This is a genomic window from Sphingomonas trueperi (assembly GCF_011927635.1).
GTDB classification, from domain to species: Bacteria; Pseudomonadota; Alphaproteobacteria; order Sphingomonadales; family Sphingomonadaceae; genus Sphingomonas; species Sphingomonas trueperi.
The window spans coordinates 285,394-300,807 of sequence record NZ_JAATJB010000002.1 but is presented as its reverse complement, the minus strand read 5'-3'; the positions used below and the strand labels follow the sequence as shown (position 1 = coordinate 300,807).

The 15,414-nt window shown below is 68.2% G+C and carries 16 protein-coding genes; 3 read left to right on the top strand and 13 right to left on the bottom strand.

Annotated elements, in window-relative coordinates:
• Positions 1-123: 123 nt before the first annotated feature.
• From GGR89_RS04760 to GGR89_RS04740, 6 genes are all read right to left on the bottom strand, one after another.
• Positions 124-543: a hypothetical protein gene (locus GGR89_RS04760; protein WP_164521907.1), complete on the bottom strand. Its 420-nt coding sequence runs from the start codon at positions 541-543 to the stop codon at positions 124-126.
• A 79-nt stretch (positions 544-622) separates the two neighbouring features.
• Positions 623-1,549, bottom strand: a complete 927-nt coding sequence (hslO, locus tag GGR89_RS04755; protein WP_125977928.1) for an Hsp33 family molecular chaperone HslO — start codon at positions 1,547-1,549, stop codon at positions 623-625.
• Positions 1,550-1,764: 215 nt separating this feature from the next.
• Positions 1,765-1,893, bottom strand: a complete 129-nt coding sequence (locus tag GGR89_RS22595) for a hypothetical protein (protein ID WP_277600124.1) — start codon at positions 1,891-1,893, stop codon at positions 1,765-1,767.
• Positions 1,894-1,944: 51 nt separating this feature from the next.
• The gene (locus tag GGR89_RS04750) at positions 1,945-2,286 is read right to left on the bottom strand and encodes a DUF6481 family protein (protein ID WP_125977926.1); all 342 of its coding nucleotides are present in this window, start codon (positions 2,284-2,286) and stop codon (positions 1,945-1,947) included.
• Positions 2,287-2,289: 3 nt separating this feature from the next.
• Positions 2,290-2,508 carry a hypothetical protein gene (locus GGR89_RS04745; protein ID WP_125977924.1) on the bottom strand — a complete coding sequence of 73 codons (219 nt, stop codon included), beginning with the start codon at positions 2,506-2,508 and terminating at the stop codon, positions 2,290-2,292.
• An 89-nt stretch (positions 2,509-2,597) separates the two neighbouring features.
• A complete protein-coding gene (locus tag GGR89_RS04740) occupies positions 2,598-2,804 on the bottom strand; it encodes a cold-shock protein (RefSeq protein WP_093294641.1) in 207 nt (68 codons plus the stop codon).
• 331 nt (positions 2,805-3,135) lie between these two features.
• Here GGR89_RS04740 and GGR89_RS04735 point away from each other — a divergent pair, with 331 nt between their 5' ends.
• Positions 3,136-3,891, top strand: a complete 756-nt coding sequence (locus GGR89_RS04735) for a hypothetical protein (RefSeq protein WP_125977922.1) — start codon at positions 3,136-3,138, stop codon at positions 3,889-3,891.
• Between the two features lie 47 nt (positions 3,892-3,938).
• Here the strand turns inward: GGR89_RS04735 and argF are convergent, their stop codons facing one another.
• The 5 genes from argF to GGR89_RS04710 form a co-directional block, all read right to left on the bottom strand.
• The gene (gene argF, locus GGR89_RS04730; RefSeq protein WP_125977920.1) at positions 3,939-4,856 is read right to left on the bottom strand and encodes an ornithine carbamoyltransferase; all 918 of its coding nucleotides are present in this window, start codon (positions 4,854-4,856) and stop codon (positions 3,939-3,941) included.
• A gap of 154 nt (positions 4,857-5,010) precedes the next feature.
• Positions 5,011-6,207: an aspartate aminotransferase family protein gene (locus GGR89_RS04725; protein ID WP_125977918.1), complete on the bottom strand. Its 1,197-nt coding sequence runs from the start codon at positions 6,205-6,207 to the stop codon at positions 5,011-5,013.
• 120 nt (positions 6,208-6,327) lie between these two features.
• Positions 6,328-7,764, bottom strand: coding sequence for a patatin-like phospholipase family protein (locus GGR89_RS04720; protein WP_125977916.1), 1,437 nt, complete (start codon positions 7,762-7,764; stop codon positions 6,328-6,330).
• A gap of 69 nt (positions 7,765-7,833) precedes the next feature.
• Entirely contained in the window at positions 7,834-9,201 is a 1,368-nt protein-coding gene (locus GGR89_RS04715; RefSeq protein WP_125978412.1) for an HD-GYP domain-containing protein, read from the bottom strand.
• Between the two features lie 59 nt (positions 9,202-9,260).
• Entirely contained in the window at positions 9,261-10,100 is an 840-nt protein-coding gene (locus GGR89_RS04710) for an ABC transporter permease (RefSeq protein ID WP_125978410.1), read from the bottom strand.
• Between the two features lie 52 nt (positions 10,101-10,152).
• On the opposite strand from GGR89_RS04710, the gene GGR89_RS04705 reads away from it, so the two are divergent.
• On the top strand, positions 10,153-10,884 hold the full coding sequence (locus GGR89_RS04705; RefSeq protein ID WP_167712772.1) for a GcrA family cell cycle regulator: 732 nt from the start codon (positions 10,153-10,155) through the stop codon (positions 10,882-10,884).
• Between the two features lie 78 nt (positions 10,885-10,962).
• Here GGR89_RS04705 and GGR89_RS04700 read toward each other — a convergent pair whose 3' ends face one another.
• On the bottom strand, positions 10,963-11,532 hold the full coding sequence (locus GGR89_RS04700) for an ankyrin repeat domain-containing protein (protein WP_125975763.1): 570 nt from the start codon (positions 11,530-11,532) through the stop codon (positions 10,963-10,965).
• Between the two features lie 65 nt (positions 11,533-11,597).
• Positions 11,598-13,214 carry a catalase gene (locus GGR89_RS04695; protein WP_125975775.1) on the bottom strand — a complete coding sequence of 539 codons (1,617 nt, stop codon included), beginning with the start codon at positions 13,212-13,214 and terminating at the stop codon, positions 11,598-11,600.
• A gap of 214 nt (positions 13,215-13,428) precedes the next feature.
• On the opposite strand from GGR89_RS04695, the gene parE reads away from it, so the two are divergent.
• Positions 13,429-15,405 (top strand): DNA topoisomerase IV subunit B, encoded by a 1,977-nt coding sequence (gene parE, locus GGR89_RS04690; RefSeq protein WP_125975761.1) that lies wholly within the window; start codon positions 13,429-13,431, stop codon positions 15,403-15,405.
• Positions 15,406-15,414 lie beyond the last annotated feature (9 nt).

Genomic DNA, 15,414 nt, shown 5'->3' with positions numbered 1-15,414 from the left:
ATGGCCGCCCCCGAAGGGACGGCCGGAAAGGATAGAAATGGGAAAACCAAACCAGGGAGAGACACCTCCCTGGGGACCCCATCCTTCTACCCCCTACTGGTTAACGAATGGTAACCAAGCCGCTCAGGAACAGTCCCCGACCCGCTTTGCATCATAGGTTTCGGAAAAAGGCTGGCCGTCGATCACGCCCTGCATCTCCACGGTCACCTGGCGCGGCGTGTCCGTGGTGATGCGGGTGAGCATCGTGCCATGGCCGGTGCAGACGCTGCGCACCGTCGCGCGGCTGGCGGCGCTTTCCAACACCACGTTCTGGCAGGGCGTGGTGACCTTCTCGGGGCGGAGGACCTGATAGGGATCGCGCACGCACATCACGCGCTCATTGCCCTCGCTGTCGCGGGCCACCCACTTGCCCTTCTGGATGAGGTTGATCGCGGGCACGTCCACCGGCCGCGCCGCCGCCGCACCCGGCCGCTGCTGCGCAGACGCACCCGTCGCCGCCAGCGCCAGCCCGGCCACCGCCATCCACACCATGCGTCTGTTCACCCGTTCAAACTCCCTAGCGGGGACGGCGCCGCTCCCACGGCACCGTCCGCCAACGACATATCATAGGAGGATTACGGCTTTACAACGACGGCGGAACGAAATCGGCGAGCGCCACAGGGAACTGCTTCGAACAGAAGGCGCAATCGACCTTGATCACGCCGCCCTCGTCGGCCATCGCCGCACGCTCTTCCTCGGGGAACTTGGCGAGCACCTGCTGGATATAGTCCGCCCCGCAGCGGCAGCCGCGCGACAGATCATGCCCGGCGAGCATGCGCACCTCGCTCTCCTCGTTGAACAGCCGCCACACCAGCCCTTCCAGCGGGATCGCCGGATCGGCCAGCTCGTCGGCGCCCATCGTGCCGCCCAGCGCCTCGACATGCTGCCATTCGGGATGGTCGAGCCGCACGTGCAGCCGCTCGCGCCCCACCTCGCCCTCGGGCAGATGCTGGAGGAACAGGCCGCCGGCGATCACCTTGCCGGTCGCCTTGTCCTTGCGCACGCCGAGCCGCACCAGCGTCGGGATCTGTTCGGACTGGAGGAAATAGCTCTGCGCCGCCTCGGCGATCGAGGCGCCTTCCAGCGGAACGATGCCCTGATAGCGTTCGTTGGTGAGCGCCTGGTCGAAGGTCACCGCCAGATAGCCGCCGTTGAACAGCGCGCTGAGCGACGGGTTCTTGCCGAGCCGGCTGAGCCGCGTGGCATCGAACTGCACATAGCCGCGCAGTTCGCCATTCTTGTAGTCGCACACCATCAGGCTGACGATGCCGCGCTGGGTCTGCGCCTGCAGCGTCATCTGCCCTTCGGCATCCTTGAGCGTGCTGCCAAGGAGGGCGGTGAGGGTCAGCGCCTCCGCCAGCAGCTTCTCGATCGGCGCCGGATAGGCATGGGCCGAGAGGATCTCGTTCAGCACCGGGCCCAGCCGCGCGACGCGGCCGCGGACATGGCGCTCGGGGATGGCAAAGCCGGTCACGCGATCGAGATCGGCGGCGGGAACGGGGTGAGTCACGATACGTCTCCGGCATTCGTTTGCGGCCGCGAGAAGTCCGGGTGACTCCGCGCGTTCCGACGAACGCATTTTCTGGGTTCGGAGGGGTAAATAGGGGTTTCGCGGCCGGAAACAATGTAGGCCGTCGCCGCAACGCGGGGCGCGGGGCTGCGCCCGGCAAAGGCTTGGGCGTCGCCCGATACGGCAAGGGGAACGCCGCAGCGTTCCCCCGTTCGTCAGGACTTCAGCGTGGTCATCTCGACCGGCTTGCCCTTGGTGCTGGGATTGGAAGCGTTCTGCTTCGGTGCCTTTTCGGCCTTCGGCTTGCGCGCTTCCTTGTTCGACTTCTTCTGACTCTTGGCCATGGCTACTCCTGTCGCTTGCGCCGTCGCCACCCTATCGTCGTCGAGATCGGGTCAGCGGGCGTGCTTGTTGGCCTTGCGGGCGGCGTAGCGCGCGTCGCGTGCGGCCTTGCGATCCGCCTCGGTGGGTACCGGGACGGCCGCCGCGGCTTCTACCGCACGGATCGCCTCCGCCTTGCTCTCGCGCTTGGCAGCCGCAAGCGCCTCGCGCTCGGCAAGCGCCGCTGCACGCTTTTCGGCGCTGGCCGTTTCGGCCGCCACGCGGCGCGCCGTGGCCGCTGCCAGCGCATCGGCATCGGCGACGGGCCTTGCCCGCAGCATCGCCAGCGCCCTGCGCTTCGCCGATGCCGACGCGCTCGCGCGCTCCTGAAATCCCGGGGCTGTATATGCTACCATAAGTTACAGCCTCCCCATGCGCGTCGGCACGCGGACGACGGCGCCGGTGATCACCTTGCTGCCATAGGCCTTGGCGATGATCGCCGTATCGGCGGCGCTGTTCATCACCACGCGCGTGCCGCCGGACTGCAGCGTCTCGATCGCGCTGATGACGATGCTCCGCTTGGCGCAGGTCGCGACGACATGCTCCTTGGCGGCGCTGACGTTGATTGCTCTGGACATGCTGTCCTCCGTTTCCTGAAGCAGGTGGTTCCCGCTCGGTCCAAATGGAAACGGGCGAGCATCTGCATGCCCGCCCGGTCCGCTGTGCTTCAGGCCGACTGAAGATTGACGGCCGAGGTCTTGCCCCGACGGTCCGTCTCCAGCTCGTAGGAAACCCGCTGGTCCTTATCGAGCGTGTGCATGCCTGCGCGCTCGACGGCCGAGATGTGGACAAAGGCGTCGCCGCCGCCGGTTTCCGGCGCGATAAAGCCATAGCCCTTGTCGTTATTGAAGAATTTCACGGTTCCGGTGATCATATGGGCATCCTTTGTCCCAGGCATGACGGGCATGCGCCAACAGCGGCGCATCCCGGCTTCGGTGAGGCTAGAAAGGGACAAAGGGAGGAGCCGAGGCGGCCCGATATCCGTCGCATGCGACGTCAGCGTTATTCATATGGTGTGCCAGAGAAGGATTGGTAAGGCGTGCCCCGAATTTTTTACGGAACCCCGTCGATTATTTGGCGGTTCGAGCGAATACGGCTCGCTGCGTCGTCCATCTCGGCGTTTGGCGAGCGCCGATAGCTGAGGACCTACGTAGGTTTACGGCTGCATCCGAACCGCGGCGCGCATCTCTTCCTATGATGGGAAGATGAAGCTCCCCGCCACCAGCACTGGCGCCCCGGCGAACGCGGCATCTTCCAAGCAGGAGGAGATGGCCGCGCGCAAGTTGCAGCAGGCGAAGGACGCCGTCGCAACCCTCAAGACGATCAAGACCAAGACCAGCGACGACCAGAAAGCGCGCGCCGCGCAGAAGGTGCAGGAACTGAAAGCGCGGCTCCAGGCGCTCAAGATGATCTATGCGGGCGATCCCAAGAAGCTCGCCCGCGCCGCCGCCCAGATCGCCCGCGAGCTCGCCGCCGCGGTGAAGAGCTATACCAGCGCCGGCGGCAGCAGGGTCGAGCTGGGCGGCGTGGAGGCCGGGGATGCCTCGGCCAGCGCGGCCGCACCGGCGGGCGATGCCAAGGCCGAAGGTGCGGGCGCGGGTGCGGGTGCGGGCGAAGCGACGCCCACTGCCGAGACCGCCGAGAAGGACAAGGTGGCGGCCGAAGGCGATGCGTCCCAGCCCGAAGCGGCTAGTTCCGCCGCGACCAAGCAGGCCGACGAGAAGCGCGCCGCCGATGCCGCGCGCGCCAATGCCGATGACGACTTCAGGAACGAGGCCCGCGCGCTCGCCCGCGAGCTCAAGGCCGCGCTACGCCGCAAGGACCACAAGCATCGCGACGAGGACCCCCGCGACGGCAGCGACAAGCGATCGGCGGAGCAGGCATTGGCTGCGGTCGAGCAGGCGGTCGGGGCCCTGCCGATGGCCGATGTCGCCGCGGTGGGCGCGCTGGCGGGGATCTAAGGCCCCTCCCGCAAGCGGGAGGGGAATGCAGGCTCGAACGCCGTCCCTCAGAGCTGCCCGAAGCACCAGCGCAGGACCGACTTCTGCGCGTGCAGCCGGTTCTCCGCCTCGGGCCAGATCAGCGATTGCGGCCCGTCGATCACCGCGTCGGTCACTTCCTCGCCGCGATGCGCGGGCAGGCAGTGGAGGAAGCGGGCGTCGGGCTTGGCGGCGGCCATCAGCGCCTCGTCGACTTGGAAGGGCATCATCGCCTTGAGCTTGGTCTCGGCATGCGCCTGGCCCATCGAGATCCAGGTATCGGTGACGATGATGTCGGCGCCTTCCACCGCCTCGCGCGCGGTGCCGACCACGCGGGCGCGGCCACGCCCGCGGGCGACGTCGGCGTCGCTCGGCTGATAGCCTTGCGGGCAGGCGGCGACGACGTCGAACTGCATCAGCCCGCCGGCTTCCATGATCGAGGCGAGCACGTTGTTGCCGTCGCCCAGCCAGGCGACCTTGAGGCCGGGCAGCGCCTTGCCGCTTTCCAGGATGGTCAGCAGGTCCGCCATGATCTGGCAGGGATGCGAGGCATCGGTAAGGCCGTTGATCACCGGCACGCTGGCATACTTGGCCATGTCGATCACCTTCTGGTGGTCGTCGGTGCGGATCATGATCGCGTCGACATAACCCGAGAGCACCCGCGCGGTGTCCGCGATGCTCTCGCCGCGGCCGAGCTGCATCGAGCCCGCGTCCATCACGATGCTGGTGCCGCCGAGCTGGCGGATCGCCATGTCGAACGACACGCGGGTGCGGGTGGAGTTCTTCTCGAAGATCATCGCCAGCGTGTGGCCGGCGAGCGGGGCATCGGCGTCCGGCTTGCCCTTGGGCCAGCCGGCGCGCGCGGTCTTGCGGGCCATCGCGTCGTTCAGCATCGCCGCGATCGCGTCGGGGCCGGCATCGGTCAGATCGATAAAGTGGCGGGTCATGGTTTCCTCCCTCGCGTCAGCAAAGGGGAAGGAACTGCCGGCGACGCCGGAGGTGGAGGCGAGCCTCGCACCACCAATGCACCGCGCGGGGGAAGCCCCCTCCACCATGCTGCGCATGGTCCCCCTCCCCCGCTTGCGCGGGGGAGGAAACGCTTCAGTTGGCGGTTGCGGGCGCGAAGCTGCGCGCGCCGGCGCTCAGCTTGTCGACCGCCTCGGCGATGTGGCTCTCGTCGATCACCAGCGGCGGCAGCACGCGGAACACATTCTCGCCCGCCGCCACGGTCAGCAGCCCGTGATGGTCGCGCAGATGGGCGACGAAGTCGCGGCTTACCACGCTGTCCTTCATCTTGATGCCGAGCATCAGGCCCTTGCCGCGGATCTCCTCGAAAAGGTGATCATGGTTGGGGATCAGCTGCTCGAAGGCCTGGCGCAGGCGCTCGCCCATGCGGGTGACATGCTCGAGGAAGCCGGGCTCCTCCATCACGTCGAGCACCGCCATGCCCGCGGCCATCGCCAGCGGGTTGCCGCCATAGGTGGAGCCATGGGTGCCGGCGACCATGCCCTTGGCCGCTTCCTCGGTGGCGAGACAGGCGCCGAGCGGGAAGCCCGCACCGATGCCCTTGGCCGAGGTCATGATGTCGGGCGTGATGCCGTAATGCTCATAGGCCCACATCTTGCCGGTCCGGCCATAGCCGCACTGGATCTCGTCGAGGATCAGCAGCAGTCCGTGCTCGTCCGCCGCCTTGCGCAGGCCCTGGATGAACTCGACCGTGCCGGCGGTCATGCCGCCCTCGCCCTGGATCGTCTCGACCAGGAAGCCTGCGGTCTCGTCGTCGATCTTGGCGAGCGCGCCTTCGAGATCGTTGAACGGCACATAGTCGAAGCCCGGCAGCAGCGGCTCGAACCCGTCGCGCATCTTGCCCTGGTCGGTCGCCGAGATCGCGCCCAGCGAACGGCCGTGGAAGGCGTTCTTGAAGGTGATCAGCTTGTGCCGCTGCGGGTTGCCATTGGCATAATGATAGCGGCGCGCGGTCTTGATCGCGCACTCGATCGCCTCGACGCCCGAGTTGGTGAAGAACACCGTGTCGGCGAAGCTGTGCTTGAGCAGACGCTCGGCCAGCGCCTCGCCCTGGGGGGAGCCGTAGAGGTTCGAGACGTGCATCAGCGTGGCGGCCTGGTCGGCGATCGCCTGCACCAGGTGCGGGTGGCCATGGCCCAGCGCGTTGACGGCGATACCGGCGGCGAAATCGAGATAGCGTTCCCCTCGTTCCCCGATCAGGTAGCAGCCCTCGCCTCGCACCGGCCGCACACCGCACCGCGGGTAGACGGGCATGAGCGGGGTGATGGTCATGGGAACGGTACTCCTTGACGAAAAAAGGGGTGGGAAAACTCCAGAAACGCAAAAGGGCGACCTATCCGGGCCGCCCTCTCGCATATTTAGGGCCGGTTGGGGCCGCAGGTCAACCTGCCTTTACGGCTGTGCCGGCACGCGGTGGTTCCATTGCTGGGTGGCACCGCGGCTGCGGCCGTAATCGGCGGTGCAGGCCATGTACCAGGGATAGAATTGCAGCGGCTTGGCCTTGGCGTCGATCGCCTGCCACTGGCTGCAGGTCTTGCCGTAGAAGACGTGATTCTCCGGCTTCTCGCCCCCCGGCGCCCGGGTGAGCGACGCCATCCGCAGCCAGCCATAGCGCACCCCCAATTCCTCGACCTGCGCGGCGGAGAAACTGTAGACCTGCGTCTCGAGCAGATCGACGGCGCGCAGCGCCCCGGAAATCGCGGAGAAACGCTGCATCGGCTGGTCGGTGCCGGTCCAGGTGCCGGGATCCATCGAGGTGTTGACCATCAAGGTGACCTCGGCCCTGCCGCCCGGGCCTGCCGCCTCGAACGCCCGCTCCTCGGGCTGGAGGAACATGCCGAAGCGCGCGCCGCCATCCATGTACATCTGGATGCGCTTCTCCTCGATCGGCTGGACCGGCGGCCCGTCGACCAGCCGCTCCAGCGTCACCGGCGGCACGCCCGGCGGGACCGAGGAGGAGGCGAGCAGCGCATCGACATAGCAGCCCTGGATCCGCGCCTGATCGGCGGGCGACGGGTTCCCCAGCATCGGCGCGACGAGCGCGGTCAGGTCGACGGCATAGGCCCCGCCGTCGTCGAGATTGCTCACGCCGACCAGCAGCTTGCGGCCCTTCTGCCCTTCCTCCGCCACTTCCTGCAGCGTCCCCAGGCTCATGATCTTGAGCAGCCGCGCGCGGAGCGGCGCGAAGGTCGCGCTCGATCCCTTCAGCACCGCGCCCAGCCCTGCGCCGCCGCCGCGCACGCGCAGCAAATCGGCCTCCTTGAGGATCGAATAGGCGAGGACGAGGTCGCCGACATTGGACGTGCCCGGCTGTACCACGAACCCGGTATCGCCTTCCTTGCCGGAAAGCGGGCCATCGACCCAGGCGGCATAGTCGCGGTCGCCCGGCACCTTCTGGTTGGCGAGGAACAGCAGGGTGCTCTGCAGCGATCCGGTGCTGACGCCGGTGACGATGTCCCAGGTCGGCAGCGTGCCCATGCCGTAGAAGAAGCCCGCACCGAACGCACCGTGCTGGCCGCCGCCGCTGAGCGCGAGGAAGCGATCGGGTTCGACGGTGCTGGCCGCCGCACCGAGGCTCCCCGTGGTACGCAGCCGCAGCGCACGGCGCGCCCGCAGTGCCGCACCCAGTTCCTCCTCCGCGCTGCCCGGCACGCGCGCCAGCGCATCGCCGGCAGCCGTCCGCAGCTGGCGTGTCTGCCAGGCCGGACCGACGCTGATCGGCAGCATCTTGTAGTTGCAGCCCAGGATCGCCTTGGGTCGCGGCTGCGAACAGCCCGCAAGCGACAGTCCTGCCGCGACGACCGCGAACAGCAAGCCTAGTGTCTTCATCGTGAACCCCACCCCGTTGGCAACCCGCCCCCGCGAGCCCCTTCCCGTCATCTTAGCGCGAAACTACCTTTACTGGGTAATGATTTCGCGCAACGCCGCGAATACCTCGCCGTCGATCGCCTTGCCGACCTCGCCCGCCATGATGTCCAGCGCCTGCTCCACCGGCAGCGCGGCGCGATAGGGGCGATCGGCGGTGAGCGCGTCGTAAAAGTCGCAAACGGTGATGATCCGCGCCTCGCGGGCGATCCGCATCGCGTCGAGCCCCAGCGGATAGCCGCGCCCGTCGAGCCGCTCGTGATGCGCGCCGGCGATGGCTGCCATGTCGCGCAGCGGCGCGATACGCGAGAGGATCGCGGTGGTGTGCGCGGCATGGCTGCGCATCTCTTCCCATTCGGTGTCGTCGAGCTTGCCCGGCTTCTCCAGCACCCGGCTGCTCACCGCCAGCTTGCCAACATCGTGGAGCATCGCGCTGCGCTTGAGCGTGCGCAGCGTGGCGCCCTCGACGCCCAGCGCCCGTCCCAGCGATTCGGTATACGCACCCACCCGCCCCGAATGACCGCCGGTATAGGGGCTCTTGGCGTCGATCACCGCGCCGAAGGCGGCGGCGATGTCGTCGAGATAGTCCTCGTCGACCGCGACGCGCTGCTCCTTCGGCTCGAAGGCGCGGACCCGGGCCTCGAGCGCGGGATGGGCGAGGTCCGCCCAGAAGCCCGGCGCGCGCGCGACGAGCACCGCGAAGCACCGCGCGAGCGCCGGATCGAACCAGCTGCCCGAGCGCGCCGCCACTTCCTCGGTCGCGGCGCGGGGGCCGCCCGCGGCGTGGAACACGTCCGCGATCTGCGCCAGCAGCGCCAGCTGCGCCGCCAGCGGGATCGCATCGCCGCGCAGGCCGAGCGGCTTGCCGCTGCCGTCCCAATGCTCGTCCAGCGCGGCGATCGCCTGTGCCACCGGCTCGGGGAAGCGGAGCTGGCGGGCGATGTCGGCACCGCGGGTGCAGCGGGTCTGGATCAGCTCGGTGACGATGGCGTTGCCGTCGCGCAGGATGGCGAGGATCGCCTTGGCGCGCGCGCCGAGCCGCTCGCCCTGCCCGGTGCGGGTGAAGACGTAGCGCAGCGTCGGCCCCAGCCCGACCGCGAGCAGCTTGTGCTCCTGCTTCACCTTGCGATCGTCGGCGAGATAGAGTTCGGCGATCCGCGCGGCGTTGCTGCTGCAGCCCAGGTCCTTGAGCAGCGTCGCATAATAGACGGTCCGGCGGTCCGCCGCGGATAACCGCAGCGCCACCGCCATCCGGCTGGCGATCCAGCACGCCCGCAGCGAATGGCCGGCGGGCTGCCCCTCGGTCAGGTCGAGCGCGTAGGAAAAGGCACCCAGAATCTCGGACAGCGACGTCGAGTCGCTGGACCGGGCATCGAAATGGGCGGAATCATAATGCAGCATGGGCGGCGTCCATCGGGGAACGCAGCCATAGCGGGAGTCGGCTTAAGACCGGGTTGCGCTCAGCTCTTGATCTTCCACCCGCGGCGCAGCAGCCCGTAGCAGAACAGCCCCAGCACCACGTCGAGCCCAAGGATCACCGCCGTGCCGAGCAGGATCGGCGAATCGGCGACGCCGAGGAAGCCGTAGCGGAAGCCCGAGATGATGTAGAAGAACGGGTTGGCATGGCTGATCGCGCGGAACACCGGCGAGAGATTCTCGACCGAGTAGAAGGTGCCCGAGAGCAGCGACAGCGGCGCCACGACGAAATTGGTGATCGCCGCGGCATGGTCGAACTTCTCCGCCCAGATCGAGGTCAGCACCCCCATCAGCGCGAGGAACAGCGAGCCGAGGAAGCCGAACCACAGCACGGCCCAGAAATGAACAGGCCAGACGTGGACGCCCCACAGCGCCATCGCCAGCCACACCGTGCCGCCGACGCAGAAGGCGCGGGTCACCGATCCGCCGGCCAGCGCCGCCAGCATCTCGCCGGTGGAGAGCGGCGGCATCAGATAGTCGACGATCGTGCCCTGGATCTTGCCGACCAACAGCGAGAAGCTGGCATTGGCGAAGGCGTTCTGCAGCATGCCCATCACGATCAGGCCGGGGGCGATGAAATCGGCGTAATGAATCGAGACACCACCCAGCGTCACCGTCCGCCCGCCGCCGCCCAGCGCGACCGTGAAGATCACCAGATAGAGCAGGGTGGTGACGGCCGGCGCCCACACCGTCTGGAGCTGCACCTTGAAGAAACGGCGCACCTCCTTGATATAGAGGGTGCGCAAGCCTCCCCAGTTGACGTTGCGAATCACCGGAACGCCCGGCTCGGGAAGCTGTGAACCGATTTCGGGGTGGCTGCTCATGGCGCGATCGCGTACCCGCTGACGCCGCCGCCCGCAAGACGAAGGAACCGAAGTGAGCTGGACCGACGAGCGTATCGAGACGCTGAAGAAGATGTGGGACAGCGGCCTGACCGCGACGCAGATCGCCGAGGAACTGGGCGGCGTGTCGCGCAACGCGGTGATCGGCAAGGCCCACCGCCTCGGCCTGCCCTCGCGCCCGTCGCCGGTGAAGTCCAACGAAGCCAAGGCCGCTGCTGCGGCGGCGCCTGCTGCCGCAGCACCGGCCGAGCCCAAGCCGGCCCCCGCGCCCAAGCCAGCGCCGCCACCCGCCGCGCCGCGTCCCCAGGCGGCAGCCCCGGCCCCTGCCCCGCGCCCGGCGCCCCCCGCGCCTGCCGCGCCCGTCGACGATGCCGAGTTCGACAGCGACTCCGAGGCGGCCGAGCCCGCAGCACCGCGCGCGCCGCAGCCGGTGCTCCGCTCGGTCGGCCCGGGCGGCTTCATCCGCCAGAATCCCGGCGAGCAGGCCCCGCCGAGCACCCCCGCCCCGCCGCGCCGCCTCGTCCCCGCCAAGCCCAGCGAGGCGATCGCGGGCAAGACCACGCTGCTCGACTTGAACGACAAGATCTGCAAATGGCCGCTCGGCCACCCCGGCGAGCCCGACTTCCACTTCTGCGGCGAGAAGGTGAACCCGGGCTTCCCCTATTGCGTCGAACATTGCGGTCACGCCTATCAGGCACAGCTCCCCCGCCGCGACCGTCGCCCGGCCCCGACCATGCCCTTCGGCGGCACGCCCCGCCCGCGCTGAGGCGAACGCCGCATCGATACGAAAAGGGGTGCGCACCGGCCGGTACGCACCCCTTTTGCTTTGGCGATCCGCCGACGCTCAGCGTGGCGCCAGCCGCGTCGCGAGCGCGCTATTGCCCTGCGCCGCCGCGACGCTGGCCGCGGTGCGGCCAGTCGCATCGGCGATCGCGGGATCGGCACCCGCCGCCAGCAGCATCTCCACCTGCTGCGTCCGCCCGAACAACGCCGCCATCATCAGCGCGGTCTGGCCGGCCTTGTTGCGGGCATTGACGTCGCAGCCCGCCTTGAGCAGCCGCGCGGCGATGGCGTCGTCGCCCTTGAACGCCACCCCCATTTGCGCAGTGTTCCCTTGGCCGCCGTCGGCCAGGCAGGGATCGGCACCCGCCGCGATCAGCGCCTCCAGCGCCGCCGCCTGGCCGTTATAGGCGGCAAGGATCGCGGGCGTGAAACCGCGGGAGTCGCGGGCATTAGGGTCGGCACCCAGCCGGACCAACCCGGGCACCAGATCGGCCCGGCCGCCACGCGCCGCCTCGAACAGCAGCGTCTGTCGACGCTCCGGCGACGGCAGCTCGGCGGCCGCCGTCTGGGCAGCGGCCATCGGCGCCGGGGCCAGCATGGCCCCGGCCAGCAACAACAACAGGGTACGCATCACATGCTCCGATCGTGCGGAAGCCCGGGCCGGTAGCTAGGCGCCGGCCCGGGTCGAGGGGGATCTCAGTTCGCGGCCCGCTGCTCGGGATTCGCCGCGCGATACTCGGCCGCGGCCTTCTCCACTTCGGCCATCGGCACGTTCACCGCCTTGGCGAGCCGCGTGCCATAGTCCTTGTCGGCCTGGTAGAAATAGCTGACCATGATCGTCCGCGTACGCGGCGACACGACCTTGCCCAGATCGCCGGACAGGTTCTTGATCAGATCGGCTTTCTCGGCCGCCGGCAGCGCGCGGTAGAAGATTCCGGCCTGGGCGAAGTTGTTGGTCTTGGCGATGGGCCGGGCGACGACCGTTGCATCCACCATATAGGTCGAGGCGGTCGCCTCGGCCGGGGTGGTCTTCGGCGCCAGCGCGGCGGGGAAATAGTTCACCCGCGCGCTGCGGCCGGAGGCATTCAGCTGGCCGTCCTGGCTGTTGTTGACCACCGCCACCCGCGGCCGGTTGACCGGCAGCGCCAGCGCGTTGGCGCCGATCCGGTAGCGCTGGGTATCGGCATAGCTGAACAGCCGCCCCTGCAGCATGCGATCGGGCGACGCCTCGATCCCCGGCACCATGTTCGACGGCGCGAAGGCGGATTGCTCGGTCCACTCGAAGAAATTGTCCGGCACCTTGTTCAGCGTCATCTCGCCGATCTTGCGGAACGGCACGCCCAGCCATTCCTTGGTGTCGTCGAACGGGTTGTAGTCGAGCTTGGCGAAATCCTCGGCGCGCATCACCTGCACCATCAGATCCCAGCTCGGGTAATTGCCCTTGGCGATCTCGGTGTAGAGATCATGGGTCTGATAATCGAACGCCTGCGCACCCGCCTGCGCGGCGGTGAGGGTGCGGACGCCCTGGCGGCTGATCCAGCGGAACTTGGCGAACACCGTCTCGCCCCTGGCGTTGACCAGCTTGAAGGCATGGACGCCGTTGCCGTCCATCGTCCGGTACGAGGCCGGCGTGCCCAGGTTGGAATAGAGCTGGGTCAGCATGTTGGTCGATTCGGGCGTGGCCGAGAAAAAGTCGAAGAAGCGGTTCGGGTCCTGCCGGTTGGTGACGGGATCCGGCTTCAGCGAGTGCACCATGTCCGGGAACTGCATCGCGTCGCGGATGAAGAAGATCGGCAGGTTGTTGCCCACCAGGTCCCAATTGCCCTGATCGGTGTAGAATTTGGTCGCGAAGCCGCGCGGATCGCGCAGCCATTCGGGGCTGTCCTTGCCGTGGATCACGCTGGAGAAGCGGACGAACACCGGGGTTTCCTTGCCCGGCTGGAACAGCGACGCCTTGGTGAGATCGGAAATGTCGGCGGTCGCGCGGAACACGCCGTGCGCGCCGGTGCCGCGGGCGTGGACGACGCGTTCGGGCGTGCGCTCGCGATCGAAGCGGGCCAGCTTCTCGATCAGGTGCGAATCCTCGAGCAGCACCGGGCCCAGATCGCCCGCCGCCTTGGAGTTGCGGTTGTCGCCGATCGGCGCGCCATTGTCGCGGGTCATCACCGGGACGGCGCCGGTCTCGGCCTGGATCGGGGTGTCGGCTTTGGCGCTCACCGGGGCGGGGCCGGTGGTCATGCGGCTGGAAACCTGGGTCTCGGTCTGGGCGGCGGCTGCGGCGGGCACGAGGGCGCCGCCGAGCAACGCGGCCATCGCCGCGCCGCTCCGGGTGGATCGAAGCATGAAGGAAACTCCCTTTTCTGGTCGGCGGCGGCGCGCCCTGCGCTCCGCATCGCCCGATCAGAACTATGCAGCCGCGATGATGCGAAGGTGAAACGGAAAGACGCGGTCACAGAAATCGACCGGGCCGCTTACCGCAGCCGCCGCCAGCTTGCGCGAGCCCCCCGGCACCCCCTATACGTTCCGCATGTCCGAAGACCTCTTCGCTGCGCCCTCCGTCCCCGCCGGCACCTATGACGCCTCGTCGATCGAGGTGCTCGAAGGCCTGGAGCCGGTCCGGCGCCGCCCGGGCATGTATATCGGCGGCACCGACGAGCGCGCGCTCCACCATCTCGCCGCCGAAATCCTCGACAATGCGATGGACGAAGCGGTCGCGGGGCACGCCAACCGCATCGAGGTGACGCTCGCCGCGCCCAACCGCATCACCATCGTCGACAATGGCCGCGGCATGCCGGTCGACCCGCACCCGCGCTTCCCCGACAAGTCGGCGCTCGAGGTGATTCTCTCGATGCTCCACTCAGGCGGCAAATTCTCGGGCAAGGCCTATGCCACCTCGGGCGGCCTGCACGGCGTCGGCATCTCGGTGGTCAACGCGCTGTCGGTGGACACGGTGGTCGAGGTCGCGCGCGACAAGCAGCTCTACCGCCAGCGCTTCAGCCAGGGCCAGACGCTGGGCCCGCTGGAGAAGATCGGCGGCACCCCCAACCGGCGCGGCACCAGCGTCGCCTTCACCCCCGACCCCGAGATCTTCGGCGAGATGCTGTTCAAGCCGGCGCGGCTGTACAAGCTCGCCCGCTCCAAGGCCTATCTGTTCGCCGGCGTCGAGATCCGCTGGAAGTGCGATCCGTCGCTGATCACCGACGATACGCCGGCCGAGGCGGTGTTCCAGTTCCCGGGCGGTCTTGCCGATCACCTGAAGGAACAGGTCGGCAGCCGCGAATGTGCCACCGCCGATTTCTTCGCGGGCACCCAGGAATTCCCCGATTCGCAGGGCCGCGTCGAATGGGCGGTCGCCTGGCCGCTGTGGAGCGATGGCAGCTATAGCTGGTACTGCAACACCATCCCCACGCCCGATGGCGGCACGCACGAGCAGGGCCTGCGCCAGGCGCTGGTGCGGAGCCTGCGCAGCTTCGCCGACCTGGTCGGCAACAAGAAGGCCAAGGACCTCAACCCGGACGACGTGGTGACCGGCTCCGAAGTGATGCTCTCGGTGTTCATCCGCGAGCCGCAGTTCCAGAGCCAGACCAAGGACCGGCTGACCAGCCCAGAGGCGACCGCGCTCGTCGAAAAGGCGGTGCGCGACCATTTCGACCATTTCCTCACCGACAATATGGAGCGCGGCAAGGCGCTGCTCGGCTATGTGCTCGAGCGGATGGACGATCGCCTGCGCCGCAAGCAGGAGCGCGAGGTCAAGCGCAAGTCGGCGACGAGCGGCCGCAAGCTCCGCCTGCCCGGCAAGCTCACCGACTGTTCGGCCGACAGCCCCGAGGGCACCGAGCTGTTCATCGTCGAGGGCGATTCGGCCGGCGGCTCGGCCAAGCAGGCGCGCGACCGCAAGACCCAGGCGATCCTGCCGATCCGCGGCAAGATCCTCAACGTCGCCAGCGCCACCTCGGCCAAGATCCTCGCCAACCAGGAAATCGCCGACCTGATCCAGGCGCTGGGCTGCGGCACCCGCAAGGACTGCGACGCGACCCAGCTGCGCTACGAACGCATCATCATCATGACCGACGCGGACGTCGACGGCGCGCATATCGCGACGCTGCTGATGACCTTCTTCTTCCAGGAAATGCCGGACCTGGTGCGCAAGGGGCATCTCTACCTCGCCCAGCCGCCGCTCTACCGCCTGACGGTGGGCTCGAAGAGCCTCTACGCGCGCGACGACGCGCACCGCATCGAGATCGAGAAGACCGCGTTCAAGGGCAAGAAGGTGGAAGTCAGCCGGTTCAAGGGCCTGGGCGAGATGAACCCGAACCAGCTCAAGGAAACCACCATGGATCCCAAGACGCGCGGCATGCTGCGCGTGACGCTGCCGCAGGAATATGAGGAGCGTGCCGGAGTGAAGGATCTGGTCGACCGGCTGATGGGCAACAACCCGGCCCACCGCTTCGCGTTCATCCAGGAGAATGCGGCGCGGCTGGATGAAGAGGTGATCGACGCCTGAGCCCAACCC